Genomic DNA, 20,137 nt, shown 5'->3' on the forward strand with positions numbered 1-20,137 from the left:
GCCCGACCACGAGTGACTCGTGGCCGGGCCTGTGTGACTCGCGAGCGGGCGTACGCGACTCGCGGGCGGGTGCTACTCGGGGTTGGTCGAGCGCTGACCGCTGCGGGTGCGGGTGCGGCTCCGCTTGCGGATGCGGGGCGCGTCCTCGCCCGTAGGCAGGGGAGCCGGGGCATCGGGCGCGGCCTGCGGACGGCCCCCGCCCGACGACTGCTGGCGTCCGCCGCGGTCTCCGCCGCCACGGTTGCCGCCGTCACGACCGCCTCCGCCACCGCCGCGGTTGCCGCCCTCGCGACCGCCGCCGCGGTTGCCGCCACGACCGCCACGGTCGTCGTCCTTCTTCGGCTCGCGCGGCGACGCGGCCTTGAGGCGTCCCTTGACGTTCGGGTCGATGCCGAGGTCGTGGAACAGGTGCTCGGACGTCGAGTACGTCTCCTGGGGCTCGTCGAACGGCAGGCCCAGGGCCTTGTTGATGAGCTTCCAGCGCGTGATGTCGGCCCAGTCGACGAACGTCACCGCGATGCCCGAGGCGCCGGCGCGACCCGTGCGGCCGATGCGGTGCACGTAGGTCTTGTCGTCCTCGGGGCAGTTGTAGTTGATGACGTGCGTGATGCCGGCGACGTCGATGCCGCGGGCCGCGACGTCGGTCGCCACGAGGATGTCGATCTTGCCCTCGCGGAAGCGGGCGAGTGCCTTCTCGCGGGCCGGCTGTGCCATGTCGCCGTGCAGCGGCGAGGCAGGGAAGCCCCGGTCGATCAGCTCGTCGGCCACCCGCTGCGCCGTGCGCTTGGTGCGGGTGAAGATGATGACGCGTCCGACGTCCTCGGCCTGCAGGATGCGCCCGACGATCTCGGGCTTGTCCATGTCGTGGGCCTGCCAGACGAACTGCGCCGTCGCCGGCACCATCTGGCTGTCGTCGTCACCGGACTCGGCGCGGATGTTCATGGGGTGGCGCATGTGCTTGCGGGCCAGCCCGACGATCGCGCCCGGCATGGTCGCCGAGAACAGCATCGTCTGGCGCGACTCGGGCGTCTTGGCCAGCAGCGACTCGACGTCGGGCAGGAAGCCCAGGTCGAGCATCTCGTCGGCCTCGTCGAGCACCAGCGTGCGGATGTGCGACAGGTCGAGCGCGCCACGGTTGGCCAGGTCGAGCAGACGTCCGGGCGTGCCGACCACGATGTCGACGCCCGCGGTCAGCGCGTCGAGCTGCGACTCGTAGGGGACGCCGCCGTAGATCGTCAGGTTGCGGGTGCCGCGACCCTTCGAGGCGACGGCGACGTCGCTGGCGACCTGGATCGCGAGCTCGCGCGTCGGCGCGACGATGAGGGCCTGCGGCTTGCCGGCGAGCTCCTCGTCGAAGTCGGCGTCGGCCGCCAGCGAGATGCGCTGGATGACCGGGATGCTGAAGGCCAGCGTCTTGCCGGTTCCGGTGCGCGCCTGGCCGATGAGGTCGGTGCCCTGGAGGGCGACGCCGAGCGTCATCTCCTGGATCGGGAAAGCTTCTTCGATGCCGACGGCGATGAGCGCGTCGGCGATCTCGGGCATGACGCCCAGATCTTTGAACGTAGTCAGGGTCTTCTCGAATTCTTCAGATTCGTGGGATTTCCACCGTCAGTCTAACGTCTGCGAGCCCTGTGGTTCGTGAGCCCGCCGCCGCGGGCGCACGCTACGCTCCATCGTCATGGCCTCCCTCGACGATCCGACCCCCTCCACGATCGACGATCCGGTGTACCGCACCGGCGTCCTGGAGCTGCTGGGGCTGCTGGCCTACGGCGAGATCAGCGCGTGCGAGCGACTCGCCGAGGACGCCAAGATGGCGCCCGACCTGCGCAACAAGGTCGAGATCGCCGCGATGGCGACGGCCGAGTTCGGGCACTTCGAGAAGCTGCGCGACCACCTCGTCGCGATGGGGGAGGACCCCTTCGAGGTCATGCTGCCGTTCGCGGCCACGTTCGAGCGGTTCCACCGGCAGACCAGGCCGTCCGACTGGCTCGAGGGCCTGGTGAAGGCCTACGTCGGCGACGGCCTGGCCGCCGACTTCTACCGCGAGATCGCGGCGTACCTCGACGCCGACACCCGCGAGCTCGTCCTCGACACGCTGAGCGGCACGGGGCACTCCGACTTCGTGATCGACGCGATCCGGGGCGCGATCGACGACGACCACCGCGTCGGTGGACGTCTGGCGCTGTGGGGGCGCCGGCTCATGGGCGAGGCGCTGAGCCAGGCGCAGATGGTCGTCGCGGAGCGCGACGCGCTGAGCACCGTCCTGGTGGGCGGCGTCGACCACCCGGGCATGGACCTGGCCGGCATCGGGCGCATGTTCACGCGCCTGACCGAGGCCCACGCCGCCCGCATGGACAAGCTGGGCCTGGCCGCGTAGAGCCTCACCATCGCGGTGACCTGGCGACCTGTCCGGTCGCAGGACACGTCGCCAGGTCACCGCGCAGCGGTCAGGCTCCCGCGGTGACGGCTTCGCTGGCGGCGAGGCCGAAGCCGACCTTGCGCCCGGCGTCCGACGTGAAGTCGAGGTACGCGACCTTCGCGGCCGGGACGGCCACGGTGCGGCCCTTGTCGTCGGTCAGCGTGAAGACGCTGTCGTTCTTGAGAGCCTCGTCGAGCGCGGCCAGGACGTCCTTCGGCGCGTCCTCGGTCGACACGGACAGCTCACGGGGCGCGTACTGCACGCCGATCTTGACCTCCACGGTCACTCAACTCCTTGGATGTTGTCGTCTTCGTTGCGGGGAAAGGCTCCGATGCCGCGCCACGCGAGGGCTGCGACGAGCTGGACGGCCTCGTCGCGCGACAGGCTCGAGTCGTGCGACAGCCAGTTGCGCGCGCCGACGTGACCCATGCCGACGAGGCTGACCGCCAGCAGGTGCGAGGCGGCCGGCGGCAGCCCGGTGTCGTCGCTGATGACCTCGGCCACGAGGGCCGCGGACTCCTCGACGACCCGGTCGACCTGCGCGCGGACGGCGGGGTCGCTGGTCAGGTCGGACTCGAACACGAGGCGGAACGCGGCGCCCTGGTCGGCGACGTAGTCGTACCAGAGCTCCATCGTGGCCTTGACGCGTCGGCGGTTGTCCTGCGTCGACGCCAGGGCGTCCTTGACGCCCTCGACGACGGTGTCGCACGACGTCTCGAGCAGGGCGAGGTACAGGTCGAGCTTGCCGGGGAAGTGCTGGTAGAGCACGGGCTTGGACACGCCGGCGCGGTCGGCGATCTCGTCCATCGACGCCGAGTGGTACCCCTGCTCGACGAACACCTCGAGCGCGACCTCGAGCAGCTGGGCCCTGCGCGCGGTGCGCGGCAGTCGGCTCGTGCGCTGACGCATCGGGATGGCTTCGGTCACCAGCTCAGCCTACTGGGGGCGCCCACGATCCGGACGGGCGGAGCGGGCCCGTGTCCCGACCGGGAACAATGGGGAACCGATGCGACGTTGTGCCTGAAGTCGTCGTACGTGCCATCGAAGGAGAACCCGTGGTCGCCCCACTCGTCGAACCAGCAAGCGAGCTCACGATCGACGAGGTGCGCCGCTACAGCCGCCACCTCATCATCCCGGACGTCGGCATGACCGGCCAGAAGCGCCTGAAGAACGCCAAGGTGCTGGTCATCGGCGCCGGCGGCCTCGGCAGCCCCGCGCTGCTGTACCTCGCCGCGGCGGGCGTCGGCACGCTCGGCATCATCGACGACGACGTCGTCGACGAGTCGAACCTGCAGCGCCAGATCATCCACGGCCAGTCCGACATCGACAGGCCGAAGGCCGAGTCGGCCGCCGCGTCGGTCGCCGAGACCAACCCGTACGTGACGACGATCGTCCACAACGAGCGCCTCGACAACGACAACGTGCTGGAGATCTTCGCCCAGTACGACCTGATCGTGGACGGCACCGACAACTTCGCGACGCGCTACCTCGTCAACGACGCCGCGGTCATCCTCGGCAAGCCGTACGTGTGGGGCTCGATCTACCGCTTCGAGGGCCAGGTCAGCGTCTTCTGGGCCCAGGAGGGTCCGCAGTACCGCGACCTCTACCCCGAGCCGCCGCCGCCGGGCATGGTCCCGTCGTGCGCCGAGGGCGGCGTGCTGGGCGTCCTGTGCGCCTCGATCGGCTCGATCATGGTCACCGAGGCGATCAAGCTCATCACCGGCATCGGCGATCCGCTGATCGGCCGCCTGATGGTCTACGACGCGCTCGAGATGCGGTACTCGACGCTCAAGATCCGTCGCGACCCCGACGGCGTCCTGCCCACCGAGCTGCTGAGCGACTACGAGGCGTTCTGCGGTGCGATCAGCGAGGAGGCCGCCGACGCGGCCGCCGACTCGACGATCTCGGTCGCGACGCTCGACGGCTGGCTCAAGGAGCGCAACGACGGCGGCCGCGACTTCGTCCTGGTCGACGTGCGCGAGCCGGGTGAGTACGAGATCAACAAGATCCCGGGCTCGGTGCTGATCCCCAAGGGCGAGTTCCTCAACGGCAAGGCGCTCGAGCAGCTGCCGAGCGACCAGCAGATCGTCCTGCACTGCAAGTCGGGCGTCCGCTCGGCCGAGGCGCTGGCGGTCCTGAAGGGTGCCGGCTACAAGGACTCCGTCCACGTGGGCGGCGGCGTCGTGGCGTGGGTCAACCAGATCGACCCCAGCCAGCCGACGTACTGAGCGAACCGACGTGGACGACGGTTACACCGATCGCGTCCTGGACCTGGTCGAGCGGATCCCGCCCGGCCGGGTCCTGTCGTACGGGGCCGTCGCGGAGATCCTCGACGAGGGCGGCCCGCGCCAGGTGGGTCGTGTCATGGCGATGGACGGTGGCGCGGTCGCGTGGTGGCGCGTCGTGCGGGCCGACGGCAGCCTCACCGCGGCGCACGGCATGGGTGCCCAGGAGCACTACGCCGAGGAGGGCACGCCGATGCGTGCCAACGGCCACGCGGTCGACATGTCGCGGGCACTCTGGCAGTACCGCGACTGACTGTCGGCCCCGTCTGGTGGGATGGGGTCATGCCGATCGAGTACGTGCTCCGGACGCCTGACGTCGAGCCCGCGCACGTGCCGACGCTCGACGCCGAGCAGCGAGCCGTCGTCGACCACCCCGGCGGGCCGCTGCTGGTGCTCGCCGGCCCCGGCGCGGGCAAGACGTCCACGCTCGTCGAGGTCGTGGCCGACCGGGTCGACCGGGGCCTCGCGCCCGACGAGATCCTGGTGCTGACGTTCAGCCGCAAGGCCGCCGACGAGCTCAAGTCGCGCATCGCGCGCCGGCTCGCCCGCACCACGGCGTCCACGCCGGCCATGACGTTCCACTCCTTCTGCTACGCCCTGGTGCGGCAGCTGCAGGACCCGGACGACTTCGTGCGTCCCCTGCAGCTGCTCAGCGCGCCCGAGCAGGACGCCGTGATCCAGCGGCTCCTGGCCGAGGGCGACGCCGAGGAGTGGCCGGCGATCATCCGGCCGTCGCTGCGCACGCGCGGTCTGGCGGCCGAGATGCAGCGGCTGCTGTCCACGGCCCGCGGCCGCGACATGGACGCGCTCGACCTGCTGCGCCTGGGCGAGTCGACCGGACGCGAGGAGTGGAAGGCCGCGGCGCGGTTCTTCGACGACTACACCGGGGTCGCGGCCCTGCAGAACACGATCGACTACTCCGACCTGGTCTTCCAGGCCGTCCAGATGCTGCGCGACCCGGCCCGGCGCGACCGCGTCCGCGCCGCCTACCGCCTGGTCGTCGTCGACGAGTACCAGGACACCGACCCGCTGCAGGTCGAGCTGCTGCGGGCACTGGCCGGCGACGGGAGGGACGTCATCGTCGTCGGCGACCCGTACCAGTCGATCTACGGGTTCCGCGGCGCCGACGTGCGCGGCATCCTCGACTTCCGCACGCAGTTCCCCCGGCCGGACGGCTCGCCGGCCGATCTCGTGGTCCTCAGCCGCACCAGTCGCTACGGTGCGACGATCTCGGCGGCCGCCGCCTCGATCGTGTCCAACCGCGGTGTGCTCGGGGCGGTCGACGGCCCCGACTTCGACGGTCTGCGGCACCTGACGCCGCGTCGCCACCTCGACGGCGACGTGCACGTCGAGACGTTCGCGACGCCCACCGCCGAGGCCGAGCACATCGCGCTGATCCTGCGCGAGCAGCGCCTGGCCCGCGAGGTGCCGTGGGGCCAGATGGCCGTGCTGGTGCGGTCGGGCGCCGACATCGCCCGCTACCAGCGGTCGCTCAGCGCGGCCGGCGTGCCGGTCGTCGTGGCCGGCGACGAGCTGCCGCTGGCGTCCGAGCCCTCGGTGCGCTCGCTGCTCGCGGCGCTGCGGGCCGCCGACGACATCGCACACGACCGCCCCCTCGACCCGGCGGCCGCCGACTCCCTGCTCTCGGGACCGCTGTGCGGGCTCGACGCACCCGCCCTCCGGCGCGTCGGGCGTGCCCTGCGCACCGCCGACCGCACCGACGAGCGAGGTCCGCGGGCCTCGCGGCTGCTGCTGGCCGAGGCACTCGGTCAACCCGCCGTCCTGCTGACGCTGGCGCGCCCCGACGAGCCGCTGGGCCACTCGGCGGCCAAGGCCTCGCGGCTGGCCTCGTTGCTGCGCCGTGCCGCCGACCAGATCCTGGCGGGGGAGTCGGCCGAGCGCGTGCTCTGGACGCTGTGGTCGGGCACCCCGTGGCGCGACCGCCTGCGGGCCGAGGCGCTCGGCGACGGCGAGGGCTCGGCCCGCGCCGACCACGACCTCGACGTCCTGGTGGCGCTGTTCGCGCAGGCGGCCCGCGCCGAGGAGCAGCAGCAGCGTCGTGGCCTGGCGACCTTCGTGGCCGAGCTCGAGGCGCAGCAGATCCCGGCCGACACGCTGGCCCAGGGGGCGATCGCGCCCGACGCCGTCCAGCTCATGACGGCGCACCGGTCCAAGGGCCTCGAGTGGCGCACCGTCGTCGTCGCCGGCGTGCAGGACGGCACCTGGCCCGACGTGCGGCACCGCGGCAGCTTCCTGCGCGCCGAGCGGCTCGGCCCCCACGGCGAGGTGTCGCCCCCGACGGCGCGCGAGGCGCTGCGCGAGGAACGACGACTGTTCTACGTGGCGTGCACGCGGGCCCGGCAGCACCTGGTCGTCACGGCGGTCGAGAGCGGCCGCGAGGACGGCGACCAGCCGTCGTTGTTCGTCTCCGAGCTGTGGGACCACCTGCACCGTCACGCCGACGGCTCGGTGCCCGAGCGGCAGCCCCGGCGCCGTCCCGACCGTCCGCTGTCGCTGCGTGGGTCCATCGCCGCGCTCCGGCGTCTCGGCGAGACCACCGACAGCGACGTCGTCCGCGACCGGGTCGCCCGGTCGCTCGCGCTGCTGGCCGAACGCCCCGGCGGTGCCACGCGACCGGCTCGTCCCGAGCGGTGGTGGGGCATGGCGGCGATCACCCGCAGCGAGCTGCCGATGCGCGATCCGGAGGCGACGATCCGCCTGTCGGGCAGCTCGGTCAGCTCGATCGTCGAGTGCCCGCTCAAGTGGTTCTACGACCACGAGGTCAAGGCCTCCACCGCCACCACGACGGCCCAGGGCTTCGGATCGGTCGTCCACGCCGTCGCGGCCGAGGTCGCCGAGCAGCGCCTCCCGGCCGACGCCGAGGCGCTGGGGGTCTACGTCGACTCCGTCTGGGACCAGCTGGCCTTCGCCGCCGACTGGATCGGCGGTCGCGAGCGGGCCGAGGCGCGCGACGCGCTGGTGCGCTTCGTGTCGTGGCACCTGCAGCACGGCCGCACGACGCTGGCGGCCGAGCACGAGTTCTCGGTGACGACCACGATCGACGGGCGCGAGGTCACCCTCGGCGGCTCGATGGACCGGGTCGAGATCGACGCGGACGGCGTCCACGTCGTCGACCTCAAGACCAGCAAGTCCGTGGCCGACCGCAAGGACCTCGCCGAGCACCCGCAGCTGGGCTTCTACCAGCTGGCGGTCGACCTCGGCGCGACGTCCGAGCTGGCCGAGGGCATCCGGGCGGCCGGTGCCGAGCTCGTCCAGCTGCGCAACGGCGAGAAGAAGCTGCCCGACTACCCGGTCGTCCAGCCGCAGGACGCTCCACCGGCCGATCAGCCGTTCTTCGCGCTCGAGCAGCTGACCCGGTCGGTGCACGTCATCGCCGACGAGAGCTTCGACGCGACGCCCAGCGAGAAGTCGTGCCGCTACTGCGAGTTCCAGCGCGCCTGCCCCGCCCAGCCGGAGGGCGCCAGCATCCTCGGAGGTGGGCAGCCATGACGCGGCTCCCCACGACCGACGCCCTCGACCGCGTCTTCCAGGGCCTGTACCCGGCGGCTCCCGGACGGCCGCCGTTCCGCTTCTCCGAGCCCCAGCTGGCCGCCATCACGGCTCCGGTCGACCGACCCAGCGTCATCATCGCGGGCGCCGGGTCGGGCAAGACGACCGTCATGGCCGCGCGCGTGGTGTGGCTCGTGGGCCACCACGGGGTCGCGCCCGAGCGCATCCTCGGTCTGACCTTCACCAACAAGGCCGCCGCCGAGCTGGGCGTCCGCATCCGACGGTCGCTGGCCGCCCTCGAGGTCGAGGCCGACGGCGAGCCCACGACGTCGACGTACCACGCCTTCGCCGGCACGCTGATCGCCGAGCACGGCCTGCGTCTCGGCATCGAGCCCGATCTGCGCATCCTCTCGGACGCGTCGCGCTTCCAGCGGGTCGCGCAGGCCATCGAGTCGTACGACGGCGAGCTGGTCGAGGTCTCGACCAACGTGCCCCGGCTCGTCGGCGACGTCATGGCCCTCGACGGCCAGCTGTCCGAGCACCTCGTCAGGACCGACGAGCTGCGCGCCTTCGACGTCGACCTCATCGCCCGGCTCGAGGGCGAGGAGAAGCGCTACGCGGTGCACGACAGCGGCATCGCGGCAGCCCGCAAGCGCATCGAGCTGACGCGCCTGGTCGACCGCTACCGCCGCGCCAAGGCGACGGCCGGCGTCATGGACTTCTCCGACCAGATGGCGTGGGGCGCCGAGCTGTCGGCCGTCCCCGAGGTCGCCGAGTCGCTGCGCGAGCGGTTCGACGTCGTCCTGCTCGACGAGTACCAGGACACCTCGGTGGCCCAGCGCGACCTGCTCAAGAACCTGTTCTCGGGCGACGACGCCGAGCACGGGCTCGGGCACCCCGTCATGGCCGTGGGCGACCCGGCGCAGGGCATCTACGGGTGGCGCGGAGCCGCGGCAGGCAACCTGATCGAGTTCCTCGACCAGTTCCCGACGTCCGACGGCGGCCGCGGGGCACAGTTCTCGCTGGTCGAGACGCGACGCTGCGGCCGCAGCATCATCGGGGCGGCCAACGAGCTGGCCGCCGAGTTCTACGCGACGTCCGACGTCGTGCAGCCCCTCCAGGCGCACCCCGAGAACGTCGAGGGCGAGGTCACGGTGGCGCTGCACCCGACGGTCGCCGACGAGGTCGCCTCGGTCGTGGCGGGGGTCCGCGCGGCGATCGACGCCGGCCACCCGTTGTCCGAGATCGCGATCCTCGTGCGCGTCGGGGGCGAGAACGGCGAGATCGTCGCGGGGCTGCGGGCCGCCGGCATCCCGTTCGAGGTCGTCGGGCTCACCGGGTTGCTGTCGCAGCCCGAGGTGCTCGACCTCGTGTCGGTGCTCGAGGTCGTCGACGACGTCACGGCCAATCCCGCGATGCTGCGCCTGCTCACGGGGCCGCGATGGCACATCGGGCCGCGCGACCTCGCGCTCCTGGGCCGGCGTGCGGCGTCGCTGAGCGGACGGACGTTCGGCCGTGAGGGCGACCTGTCGCTCGACGAGCAGCTCGCCAAGGCCGTCGAGGGCGCCGACCCCACCGAGATCGTGTCGCTCGCCGACGCCGTCGAGGACCCGGGCGACCTGCCCTACTCGGCCGAGGCGCGCGTCCGGTTCCAGTCGCTGGCCGGCCTGCTGTCGGGCCTGCGCTCGCACGTCGGCGAGCCGCTGTACGACTTCGCCCGCCGGGTCATGCACGCCCTCGACCTCGACGTCGAGCTCGAGGCGGCCGGCGCGCCGTCCGGCCTCGACAACATCGCCCTGCTGCTCGACGCCGTCGCGGCCTACTCCTCCGACGACTCCTACGCCTCGCTCGCGGGTCTGCTGGCGTACCTCGAGGCCGAGGAGCGCTACAACGACGGCATGGAGGTCTCGACCCCGTCCGACGCCGACTCCGTCAAGCTGCTCACGGCGCACAAGGCCAAGGGCCTGGAGTGGCGCGTCGTGTTCGTGCCCTTCATGGCCAAGGGCGTCTTCCCGCACTCGCGGGGGCGCTCGCGCTGGGTCGGCAGTGCCACGACCCTGCCGGTCGCCCTGCGCGGCGACGCCGACCAGCTGCCCGACATCGAGGCGTGGACGTACGCCGGCGACAAGGAGTACCGCGCGCTGAACTCCGCCGACGCCCTCCAGGAGGAGCGTCGCCTCGGCTACGTCGCCTACACGCGGGCCAAGCTCGAGCTGCACGTCTCGGGGCACTGGTGGGGTCGAACGGCGACCAGGCCGCGGGGGCCCTCGCCGTTCCTCGACAACACCCGGGCCTGGCTGGAGGCGCGCGGTGTCGAGCCGGTGCTGTGGACGCCCGAGCCCGACGCCGACGACCGCAACCCCCTGGCCGAGCAGCGACTCGCCGTGGCCTGGCCCGCCTCGACGGCCGACCTCACGGCCCGCCACCGGCTGGCCGCCCTGGTCGACGCCCACATCGACGACCCCGGCTCGCCCGACCTGCCCGAGTTCGGCACGGCCGACGAGCAGGCCGAGCTCGAGCTCGTCCGGCAGATCGAGGACGAGCTCGAGCTGCTGATCGCCGAGGCCGACCGGGCAGCCGACCCCGTGCGCACGATCGAGCTGCCGTCGACGCTGTCGGCCACGGCGGCCCTGCGGCTCGCGCAGGAGCGCGACGAGCTGCTGGCCGAGCTCGCCCGCCCGATGCCGCGCGAGCCCGTGCCCGGCGCGCGGTTCGGCACCCGCTTCCACGCCTGGGTCGAGGCGCAGCTCGAGGGCGGTCAGCAGTCGCTGCTCGACCCCGCCGACCTGCCGGGGCGGGGCGACGCCCACATCGGCGACGACGACGAGCTCGACGAGATGACCGCGAAGTTCCTCGCGGGCCCCTACGGCGGCAGCACGCCCCACGCGATCGAGGCGCCGTTCTCGATCATGCTGGGCGGGCAGCAGATCATCGGTCGCATCGATGCGGTCTACCGCACCGAGAAGGGCTTCGACGTCGTCGACTGGAAGACCAACCGGCAGCCGACGTCCGATCCGCTGCAGCTCGCGATCTACCGGCTCGCGTGGGCCGAGCTGCAGGGCATCGACCCGTCCACGGTCGACGGGGTCTTCTACTACGTGCGGCTCGACGACGTCCGCCGCTACTCCGACCTGCCCGGCCGGGCCGACCTGGAGGAGCAGCTCGGGCTAACGTGATGGGGTGGACTTCGCCTTCGATCACGCCCAGCACGACCGCGCCGGACATCTCCGCAAGGACGACGCCTGGCGGCGCGTGCCGGTCGGCGACCCGGACGTCAAGGTGCTGGTCATCGGCGGTGAGCACGTCCCCACGACCGGTGGCTCGGGCCTGCGCTGGGTCTCGCTCGACGAGGCCCCCGACGGTGAGTGGATCTTCCTGGGCCTGAAGGGCGACCAGCGCCACGCCGCCGTGATGGTCGAGCGCGTCCCGGACGAGCTCGAGCCCGCCAGCCTGCGGATGATCGGGCCGAGCGTCGACGCCGGCGAGGCCTCGCTGGCCGTGCACGCCGTCGGCATCGCGCGGTGGCACCAGACGCACCGCTTCTGCGCGCGCTGCGGCGCCCCGACCGACGTCGCGGACGCGGGCCACGTCCGCGTGTGCCCGGTGTGCTCGGCCCACCACTTCCCCCGCACCGACCCCGCCGTCATCATGCTCATCACCGACGACCAGGACCGTGCCCTGCTCGGACGTCAGCCGGTGTGGCCCGAGGGCCGCTTCTCGACGCTCGCGGGCTTCGTCGAGCCGGGGGAGACCCTCGGCGACGCCGTGCGCCGCGAGGTCATGGAGGAGGTCGGCGTGCCGGTCGGCGACGTCACGTACGCCGCGAGCCAGCCGTGGCCGTTCCCGTCGAGCCTGATGCTCGGGTTCTTCGGCCGGGCGCTGTCGTACGACATCAGGGTCGACGAGAACGAGATCGCCGAGGCCCGCTGGTTCACCCGCGACGAGGTCACCGAGATGACGGCCTCGAGCGAGCTGCTGCTGCCGCCCAACGTGTCGATCTCGCGCTGGCTCCTGCAGCAGTGGCACGGCGGCACGATCCACGGGAAGTGGGCCTGACCGGTCGGCTCAACCGCGATCCCGGTCGCCAGGGAGGCCGCTCGCGGCCGACCGTGAGCGCAGCGAGGCGACATCGATCGAGCTCGACCGCTCGCCACGCCTCGCGGGCGGGCGGCTCCGCCGCGCGGCGCTCACGCTTCGCTGGCGCGCAGCCGGCCGTTCGCGCGCGGGGCGTGCTCAGGCCAGCTGTGCCTTGATCTGGGCGAGGCTGGGGTTGGTGAGCGCGGTGCCGTCGGCGAAGACGAGCGTCGGCACGGTCTGGTTGCCGTTGTTGGCCTTCTCGACGACCAGGGCGGCATCGGGCTGCTGCTCGATGTCGACCTCGTCGAACTCGATGCCCTCGCGCTTGAGCTGGCCCTTCAGGCGGTGGCAGTAGCCGCACCACGGAGTGGAGTACATCGTGAACGTGCCGGACATGAAAGGTCTCCTTCGACGACTGGTCTCCATCATGTCAACAGGCGGGACGCCCGCGTCATTCCGGGGCCCCGTGTGAGCCACCGCTCGGCGCTCCACACCCCGCGACCCGGAGGACCGGGGGTGTCGGTGGCGCCGTCTAGTCTTGACGCATGCCCGACGCCGACGACCTGCTCACCGGCCTCGACCCCGAGCAGCGCGAGGTCGCGCTCGCGCTCCGCGGCCCCGTCAGCGTCGTGGCCGGAGCCGGCACCGGCAAGACCCGCGCGATCACGCACCGCATGGCGTACGGCGTCGCGACGGGCGTCTACAAGCCCACCGAGGTCCTGGCCGTCACGTTCACGACCAAGGCCGCCAACGAGATGCGCGTGCGGCTGCGCGACCTCGGCGCCGAGGGCGTCCAGGCGCGCACGTTCCACTCCGCGGCCCTGCGCCAGGCTCGCTACTTCTGGCCGCACGTCTACGGTGGCGAGTTCCCCGAGGTCACGCAGTCCAAGTTCTCGCTCGTCGCCGAGGCCGTGCGCCGGCTCGGTCAGCGGGCCGACACCCCGCTGCTGCGCGACCTCTCGTCCGAGATCGAGTGGGCCAAGGTCTCCAACATCGCCCCGACGGCCTACGCCGCCGCCGCCGGCCCCGCGCGGCGCGAGGTCGCCAACCTCGACGCGGGGCAGGTCGCCAACGTGCTGGCCACCTACGAGGAGGTCAAGCGCGAGCGCGGGCGCATCGACATGGAGGACATCCTGCTCGTCACGGCCGCGATCCTGGCCGACGACGAGCGCATCGCCGCGACGGTCCGCCAGCAGTACCGCTGGTTCGTGGTCGACGAGTTCCAGGACGTCAACCCGCTCCAGTCGACGCTGCTCGACCTGTGGCTGGGCGGGCGCAACGACATCTGCGTCGTCGGCGACCCCCGTCAGACGATCTACTCGTTCGCGGGGGCCTCGCCGCGCATCCTGACGTCGTTCGCCCGTCGGCACGAGGGTGCCGAGCGCATCGAGCTGGTGCGCAACTACCGGTCGACGCCGCAGATCGTCGCGGCCGCCAACGCGGTCTTCGCGCGGGCCGCCACCACCGACGACATCCGCCTGCAGTCGCAGCAGGAGCCCGGCGACCCGGTCAGCTACATCGGCTACCCCGACGAGCTCGCCGAGGCCAATGCCGTCGCCAGCGAGATCTCCTTGCTGCACCGTCGCGGCGTGCCGTACCGCGAGATGGCGATCCTGTTCCGCATCAACGCCCAGTCCGAGGCCTTCGAGGAGGCGCTCGGCGAGCACGGCATCCCGTACGTCATGCGCGGTGCGACGGGCTTCTTCAACCGTGCCGAGGTGCGGCAGGCCGTCACGCTGCTGAGGGGGTCGGCCCGCGGGGGAGAGGCCGAGGGCCACCACCTCGTCGACGACGTGCGGGCCATCCTCTCGACCATGGGGCACACCGACGAGCCGCCCACCGGCGCCGGAGCCGTGCGCGACCGGTGGGAGTCGTTGCACGCGATCGTGTCGATGGCCTCCGACCTCGCCGAGAGCGATCCCTCGGCCGGCATGACGGCCCTCGTGGCCGATCTCGACCGGCGCATCGAGCAGGCGCACGCGCCGGCCGCCGACGGCGTCACGCTGGCGACGCTGCACTCGGCCAAGGGCCTGGAGTGGGACGCCGTGTTCTGCGTCGGCATGCACGAGGGCATGATGCCGAGCGTCCACGCCGACACCCCCGAGATGGTCGAGGAGGAGCGCCGGCTGTTCTACGTCGGCGTCACCCGCGCCCGTCACGACCTCATGATCTCGTGGGCCGCGACCCGCAAGGCCGGCGGACGCGGCAACCGCCAGCCCACCCGCTTCCTCGACACGCTGCTGCCCGCGGGGCACGCGGCCCGTCAGGTGTCGTCGCAGGCGCGCCAGCGCAAGGTGGCCAAGTGCCGCGTGTGCAACACCGTGCTGGCCGTGGCCGACCGCAAGCTCGGCCGGTGCGCCGACTGCCCGGCGACGTACGACGAGGAGCTCTACGAGACGTTGCGCACGTGGCGCAAGGAGCAGTCGACCGAGCAGGGAAAGCCCGCGTACGTCGTGTTCACCGATGCCACGCTGCAGGCGATCGCGGAGTCGAAGCCGTCCGACGCCGACGCGCTGGCCAAGGTGCCGGGGGTCGGGCCCGCCAAGATCGAGCAGTACGGCGAGGCCGTGCTCGACCTGGTGCAGCAGGCCTGACCGGCGCGCAGCGCCCTCAGCCGTCGGCGAACCCCGGGAGCGACTCCTCGAGGATCGCGCGGAACGGCGCCGTTGCGCCGAGCTGGCTCAGCACGCCGATGCCACCAATCCACACCCGGTGGATCAGCAGGTACTGCGGGGGCAGGTTGATCTTCATCGCCGTTCCCATGCCCTCTGCCGTGGGCGCACTGACGCGCAACGTCTGCTCGCGCATCCACTCACGGCTGAACGTGAACCGCTCGACCTGCGCCGGCTCGACGAAGGGCCCGATGTAGCGCGCGATCGTGTCGGCGTCGAGATCGGTCTTGCTCTTGAGGAAGCCCTCGTCGCGCAGGCCCTCGAGCACGCCGTCGTAGTCGCCGTCGACGGCATGACGCAGGAGCCGCCCCATCGAGGCCGGGAGCCCCTCGGGCAGGCGCGCGACGGCGCCGAAGTCGACGACGCCGAGCCGGCCGTCGGGCATGATGCGGAAGTTGCCGGGGTGCGGGTCGGCGTGCAGCATGCCGGCGCGGCGGGGCCCGGCGAACAGGAACCGCACGTAGGCCTCGCCGTAGCGGTCGCGCTCGTCCTGGGTTCCCGACGTGATGACCTGCGCGAGCGACGAGTCGCTCTCGAGCCACGTCGACACCAGGGCGCGCTCGGTGTGGGCCAGCGGCTCGGGCACGACGATGTCGGAGTCGCCGTTGAACTCGGCTGCGAAGACCCCTTGGGCGCCGGCCTCGAGGCTGTAGTCGAGCTCCTCGGCGACGCGGTCCTGCAGCTCCTTGACGAGTGGCTTGACGTCGAGCCCGGGCGCGATGACGCCGAAGAGGCGGGCGAGCCGCGAGATCTGCTTGAGGTCGGAGATGAGGGCCTTCGCGGCTCCCGGGTACTGCAGCTTGACCGCCACGTCGACGGGAACGGAGTCGTCGTCACCGGACCACGTGGCGCGGTGGACCTGTCCGATGGAGGCCGACGCGGCGGGCCTGTCGTCGAAGGTCGGGAACCGATCGCGCCAGGCGGGGCCGAACTCCTCGGCCATGACGCGGTGGACGGTGCCGGGCGGCATGGGCGGCGCGGAGTCCTGCAGCTTGACGAGGGTCTCGCGGTAGGGCCCGATGAACTCCTCGGGCAGGGCGGCCTCGAAGATGCTCATGGCCTGGCCGAACTTCATGGCCCCGCCCTTGAGCTGGCCGAGCACGCTGAAGATCTGGTCGGCCGTGCGTCGCTGCACCTCGTCGAGGACGAGGTTCGCCGGCGTGCCGACGATGCGCTTGCCGAGGCCGAGGGTCGTGCGCCCGGCGAATCCGACCGGCAATGACGCGAGTCGTGCCGTGCGGGCAAAGGTGCTGCCGTTGATCGGACGGCTCCTGCTGGGATCCTTCGCGGGCTTGTCGGACACCTCGTCAGGATAGTCCCCTGTCGGCTGCTCCGCCCCGTCAGCGATCGGGCCCTGCAGGCGGGGCCCCACCCTCCTGCGACTACGCCGCGGTGAGCAGATCGCAGGCGCAGCGGTGGTGGAACGCGACGGGCCACGACGCGCGGTCGTCGTGCCTTGGTCCGACGACCAGGCAGTGCCCGGCGGTGCGGAGCGTGTCGTCGTCCAGCAGCGCCACGACCTCGGCCGCGACCTCGACGGCGGCGGCGTGCAGCGCGAGGCCGTCGAGGGCGGCGGGCCGGACGAGCGGTGGCCGGCTGCCCAGCTGCGGCACGATCGCGGTCCAGGCGGGGTCCCAGTCGGCCCGGTGCAGGTCGTGGCACGTGACGCACGGGGTGCGTCCGGGACGGACGAGGGGCCCGATGCGCACGCGGTCCTCGTCGACGACGACCGGCAGGTGGTCGAGGCCTCTCGTCGACGCCAGCTCGTAGACCGACCGCTCCACCTCGCCGTGCGACACGATGACCAGCAGCTCGGGATCGGACGAGGTGAGGTCGTGCAGGCCCGCCGACACGAGGGCGGCTCGCGTCGTCGCGACGAGACCGGCGGCGCCGGGGGTCACGACGAACCCGACACGTCGTCGGTCGAACCGCCGGCGGACGGCCTCGGCGGCGTCGGCGTCGACGACCGCCCCGACGGCCCGCAGCTCGGCGAGTGTCGATGCGACGTCGGCGTGCAGCTCGGGGACGTCACGGGCGACGAGCTGCTGGAGGCGCTCGGTGTCGCGGACGCCGTCGAGCAGGCGCAGGAGGGCCCCGAGCCCCGGACGATCGGCGATCACGATGCCCGGGGAGGTGCCGATCTGCAGGTGTGTCGCGTCGCGTCGCAGCAGCGGAGCGCCGGGTCGCAGGGCGGGTCGGAAGGCCATGGCGCCAGCGTCGTCCCGTGGCGGGCTCCAGGCCAGCCGGTCGTCCACAGCAGGACACGGGGCGGCGACACGTGGGCGACGACGTGAGGGCGACGCACTGTGCGACCGATCACGGCTACCCTGACAGTGATCCACATCACAACTTCTAGGAGGCAGCCATGGCGGAGACCTGGAGTGGCGAGTTCTACTGCGTCAAGTGCAAGGAGAAGCGCGAGACCACCGGAGAGGTGCAGGTCAGCGAGAAGGGCACCCGGATGGCCAAGGGCATCTGCCCGGTGTGCAGCACCAAGCTCAACCGCATCCTCGGCAAGGCCTGACGACCGTCCGACCGGGACCTCGGCGGCGTGACCGTAGGGGTCCCGGGAGGGTCCCGTCAAGCGACTTCCCCGAACTGTTGTCCACGCTTGTGGATAAGACTGGGGACAAGCTGTGGGGAACGCCGAGCGAGCGTGTGGACGGGGCCGTGCACAACATGTGGACAGCCTGGGGACGAAAACATCGAAGGGCCTCTGACCAGCGCTGATGCCTGCGTAAGCCTGTGGACAACATCAGCTCGACCGGACCGGTAGATTGCTGGTGTGGGAGACATCGAGATCCGTCGCAGCGCCCGTCGCAAGCGCACCGTGCGCGCGTACCGCGACGGTGACACGACCATCGTCCTGATGCCGGCGAATCTGCCCCGGGCGGTCGAGGAGGAGCACGTGCGCACCCTCGTGGCCCGGCTCGAGCGACGCGAGCAGCGGGTGCGGCCCGGCGACGACGAGCTGCTCGAGCGTGCTGCCGTGCTGTCGCGGAAGTGGCTCGGTGGCGAGGCCGTCCCGGCGTCGGTGCGGTGGGTCACCACGATGGAGAAGCGCTGGGGGTCGTGCACGAGCGACGACCGCACGATCCGTCTGTCGCACCGTCTCCAGGGCATGCCGACGTACGTCGTGGACTACGTGCTGCTGCACGAGCTGGCGCACCTGATCGAGCCGAACCACGGCGCGCGGTTCTGGGCGCTCGTCGACGCCCACCCGGACGCGACGAAGGCTAAGGGATTTCTCGAAGGCGTCTCGTGGCAGCAGCGATGAGGTCGCGCACCGACTGATCCACGCCGTCGGGCAGATCGTCGACCCCGAACCAGCCCAGGTCGTCCGACTCGTCGCTGATGACCTCGCACGCGCCCTCGGGGGCGACCGCGACGTACTGCACGTCGAGGTGGTGGGACGGTCGGACGGGCCCGCAGCCGGGCACCTCGTGCAGCGACAGCAGCACCGGGTCGGGATCGACGGCGAGGTCGTCGATGCCGCTCTCCTCGCGCCCCTCGCGGGTCGCGGCCTGCGCCAGGGAGGCGTCGGACGACTCGCAGTGCCCGCCGGTCTGCAGCCAGCGCCCCAGGCGTCGGTGCAGGGTCAGCAGGACCTGCGTGTGGTCGGCCGAGACGATCAGTGCGCTGGCGGTGAGGTGGTCGGGGTGGCACTCGCGGCTCAGGGCGTCGTCATGACGCTCGACGTGGTCGAGGTAGAGCGACCGCAGGCGATCCTGCTCGTCGTCGGGTGCCGACCAGTGGGTCAGGACGTCGCGAGCATCGTCGCGCAGCGTCACCCGGTGGGGCCCTTGTCGTCGGGGGAGTCGGGCGACTCCGGCGACTCGGGGGAGTCGGGTGTCGTGCCGTCCAGCAGCTCGCCCAGCGCGGCGTCGAAGTCGTCGTCGCTCTGCGACCGCTTCTCGCCCTGCGCGAAGCCCAGGGGGTCGTCGAGGTCGGAGGCGTCGGGCATCAGGTCGGGGTGGCTCCACACGGCGTCGCGCGCCTCGGGGCCCTGCCGGTCGCGGATGGCCGCCCACAGCGACGTCGCCTCGCGCAGCTTGCGGGGGCGCAGCTCGAGCCCGACGAGCGCGGCGAACGTCTGCTCGGCCGGCCCACCCGTCGCGCGGCGCCGACGCATCGCCTCGGCCAGCGGGGTCGCGGCGGGCATGCGTCCGGCGGTGGCCTGGGCGACGACCTCGTCGACCCAGCCCTCGATGAACGCCAGCAGGGTCTCGAGGCGGTCGAGCGCCCGCTGCTGCTCGGGAGTGCGCTCGGGCTCGAACAGGCCGCCGGCGAGCGCCTCCTGGATGTCCTCGGGGCGCGACGGGTCGAGACCGCGCATCTGCGACTCGATCGCCGCGACGTCGATGCGCGTGCCGCGCCCGTACTCCTCGATCGCGCCGACGAGCGCGGACCGCAGCCACGGGGAGTGCTGGAACAGGCGGTGGTGCGCGCACTCGCGCAGCACGACGTAGAGCAGGACGTCGGAGGCGGGGTGCTCGAGCCCCTCGCCGAACGCGGCGACGCCCGACGGGATGACCGCGGCGACGCGCTCGCGACCGAGCGGCAGCCCGATGTCGGTCGACGAGACGACCTCGCCGGCGAGCCCGCCGAGGGCCTGGCCGACCTGCTGGCCGAACATCGCCCCGCCGGCCTGCGAGAGCATGCCCATGAGCGGACCGGCCATCGCCTTGGCCTCGTCGGGCAGCGCCTCGCTCATCGCCGTGACGACGTGCTGGGCGATCGGCTCGACGAGCTGCTGCCACGTCGCGGCGGTGGCCTCGATCCACTCGGCCTTGCTCCACGCCGTGGCCGTGGTGGCGCCCGCGGGGAACGAGGTCGCGGTGTCGAGCCACAGCTCGGCCAGGCGCGCGGCGTCGTCGACGGCGTTCTGCTGGTGGGACGTGGGGCTCGGATCGGGCCCGGCGGCGGCCAGCGTCTGGCGCGCGACGTCCTTGGCGAGATCGAAGTTGACGCTGCCCTCGTGCGGCGCGAACATCTTCTGCATCTGCCCCATGATCTGGTTCATGTCGATCTGACCGCTCGAGAACGCGCCGAAGATCTGCTCCATCGGCGTGCCCTTGAAGGGGTTCTGCGCGTCGTCCCTGTCGTCATCGGCCATGCGTCCACAGTACCGAGTGGTCCCGCCGGGTCCCCGCCCTCGCTGTTCGCCCTACGAT

The 20,137-nt window shown here is 72.2% G+C and carries 17 protein-coding genes; 9 read left to right on the forward strand and 8 right to left on the reverse strand.

The window, feature by feature from the left end:
• Positions 1-72: 72 nt before the first annotated feature.
• Positions 73-1,542 (reverse strand): DEAD/DEAH box helicase, encoded by a 1,470-nt coding sequence (locus IFT73_RS00585; protein WP_192165733.1) that lies wholly within the window; start codon positions 1,540-1,542, stop codon positions 73-75.
• A gap of 136 nt (positions 1,543-1,678) precedes the next feature.
• Between IFT73_RS00585 and IFT73_RS00590 the strand changes: the two genes are divergently transcribed.
• Positions 1,679-2,377 carry a ferritin-like fold-containing protein gene (locus IFT73_RS00590; protein ID WP_192165736.1) on the forward strand — a complete coding sequence of 233 codons (699 nt, stop codon included), beginning with the start codon at positions 1,679-1,681 and terminating at the stop codon, positions 2,375-2,377.
• Positions 2,378-2,447: 70 nt separating this feature from the next.
• Here the strand turns inward: IFT73_RS00590 and IFT73_RS00595 are convergent, their stop codons facing one another.
• Together IFT73_RS00595 and IFT73_RS00600 are read right to left on the reverse strand one after the other, a co-directional pair.
• On the reverse strand, positions 2,448-2,705 hold the full coding sequence (locus tag IFT73_RS00595; protein WP_235501781.1) for a DUF3107 domain-containing protein: 258 nt from the start codon (positions 2,703-2,705) through the stop codon (positions 2,448-2,450).
• The gene (locus IFT73_RS00600) at positions 2,702-3,346 is read right to left on the reverse strand and encodes a TetR/AcrR family transcriptional regulator (protein ID WP_235501782.1); all 645 of its coding nucleotides are present in this window, start codon (positions 3,344-3,346) and stop codon (positions 2,702-2,704) included. Before IFT73_RS00600 ends, IFT73_RS00595 begins: the two co-directional genes overlap by 4 nt.
• Before the next feature lie 128 nt (positions 3,347-3,474).
• On the opposite strand from IFT73_RS00600, the gene moeZ reads away from it, so the two are divergent.
• The 5 genes from moeZ to nudC are packed head-to-tail and all read left to right on the forward strand — an operon-like array spanning position 3,475 to position 12,270.
• Positions 3,475-4,647: an adenylyltransferase/sulfurtransferase MoeZ gene (gene moeZ, locus IFT73_RS00605; protein ID WP_192165738.1), complete on the forward strand. Its 1,173-nt coding sequence runs from the start codon at positions 3,475-3,477 to the stop codon at positions 4,645-4,647.
• A 10-nt stretch (positions 4,648-4,657) separates the two neighbouring features.
• The gene (locus IFT73_RS00610; protein WP_192165740.1) at positions 4,658-4,957 is read left to right on the forward strand and encodes an MGMT family protein; all 300 of its coding nucleotides are present in this window, start codon (positions 4,658-4,660) and stop codon (positions 4,955-4,957) included.
• Positions 4,958-4,986: 29 nt separating this feature from the next.
• Positions 4,987-8,214: an ATP-dependent DNA helicase gene (locus tag IFT73_RS00615; protein WP_192165742.1), complete on the forward strand. Its 3,228-nt coding sequence runs from the start codon at positions 4,987-4,989 to the stop codon at positions 8,212-8,214.
• Positions 8,211-11,390, forward strand: a complete 3,180-nt coding sequence (locus IFT73_RS00620) for an ATP-dependent DNA helicase (protein ID WP_192165744.1) — start codon at positions 8,211-8,213, stop codon at positions 11,388-11,390. The genes IFT73_RS00615 and IFT73_RS00620 overlap by 4 nt, the downstream gene beginning before the upstream one ends.
• 4 nt (positions 11,391-11,394) lie before the next feature.
• Positions 11,395-12,270 (forward strand): NAD(+) diphosphatase, encoded by an 876-nt coding sequence (nudC, locus tag IFT73_RS00625; protein WP_192165746.1) that lies wholly within the window; start codon positions 11,395-11,397, stop codon positions 12,268-12,270.
• 177 nt (positions 12,271-12,447) lie between these two features.
• Here nudC and IFT73_RS00630 read toward each other — a convergent pair whose 3' ends face one another.
• Positions 12,448-12,687: a mycoredoxin gene (locus IFT73_RS00630; protein WP_192165748.1), complete on the reverse strand. Its 240-nt coding sequence runs from the start codon at positions 12,685-12,687 to the stop codon at positions 12,448-12,450.
• 149 nt (positions 12,688-12,836) lie between these two features.
• On the opposite strand from IFT73_RS00630, the gene IFT73_RS00635 reads away from it, so the two are divergent.
• On the forward strand, positions 12,837-14,885 hold the full coding sequence (locus IFT73_RS00635; protein ID WP_192165751.1) for an ATP-dependent DNA helicase UvrD2: 2,049 nt from the start codon (positions 12,837-12,839) through the stop codon (positions 14,883-14,885).
• A gap of 16 nt (positions 14,886-14,901) precedes the next feature.
• On the opposite strand, the gene IFT73_RS00640 is transcribed toward IFT73_RS00635, so the two are convergent.
• Together IFT73_RS00640 and IFT73_RS00645 are read right to left on the reverse strand one after the other, a co-directional pair.
• Positions 14,902-16,266, reverse strand: coding sequence for an ABC1 kinase family protein (locus tag IFT73_RS00640; protein WP_371811117.1), 1,365 nt, complete (start codon positions 16,264-16,266; stop codon positions 14,902-14,904).
• Between the two features lie 79 nt (positions 16,267-16,345).
• On the reverse strand, positions 16,346-17,170 hold the full coding sequence (locus tag IFT73_RS00645; RefSeq protein WP_192165753.1) for a hypothetical protein: 825 nt from the start codon (positions 17,168-17,170) through the stop codon (positions 16,346-16,348).
• Between the two features lie 158 nt (positions 17,171-17,328).
• Here IFT73_RS00645 and IFT73_RS00650 point away from each other — a divergent pair, with 158 nt between their 5' ends.
• Entirely contained in the window at positions 17,329-17,487 is a 159-nt protein-coding gene (locus IFT73_RS00650) for a DUF5679 domain-containing protein (protein ID WP_192165755.1), read from the forward strand.
• Between the two features lie 261 nt (positions 17,488-17,748).
• A complete protein-coding gene (locus IFT73_RS00655; protein WP_371811118.1) occupies positions 17,749-18,240 on the forward strand; it encodes a M48 family metallopeptidase in 492 nt (163 codons plus the stop codon).
• Here the strand turns inward: IFT73_RS00655 and IFT73_RS00660 are convergent.
• Together IFT73_RS00660 and IFT73_RS00665 are read right to left on the reverse strand one after the other, a co-directional pair.
• Entirely contained in the window at positions 18,200-18,754 is a 555-nt protein-coding gene (locus IFT73_RS00660) for an NUDIX domain-containing protein (protein WP_192165757.1), read from the reverse strand. The genes IFT73_RS00655 and IFT73_RS00660 overlap by 41 nt on opposite strands.
• Positions 18,751-20,079 carry a zinc-dependent metalloprotease gene (locus tag IFT73_RS00665; RefSeq protein WP_192165759.1) on the reverse strand — a complete coding sequence of 443 codons (1,329 nt, stop codon included), beginning with the start codon at positions 20,077-20,079 and terminating at the stop codon, positions 18,751-18,753. The genes IFT73_RS00660 and IFT73_RS00665 overlap by 4 nt, the downstream gene beginning before the upstream one ends.
• Between the last annotated feature and the right edge of the window lie 58 nt (positions 20,080-20,137).

Source organism: Aeromicrobium sp. CFBP 8757 (assembly GCF_014841755.1).
Lineage (GTDB): Bacteria > Actinomycetota > Actinomycetes > Propionibacteriales > Nocardioidaceae > Aeromicrobium.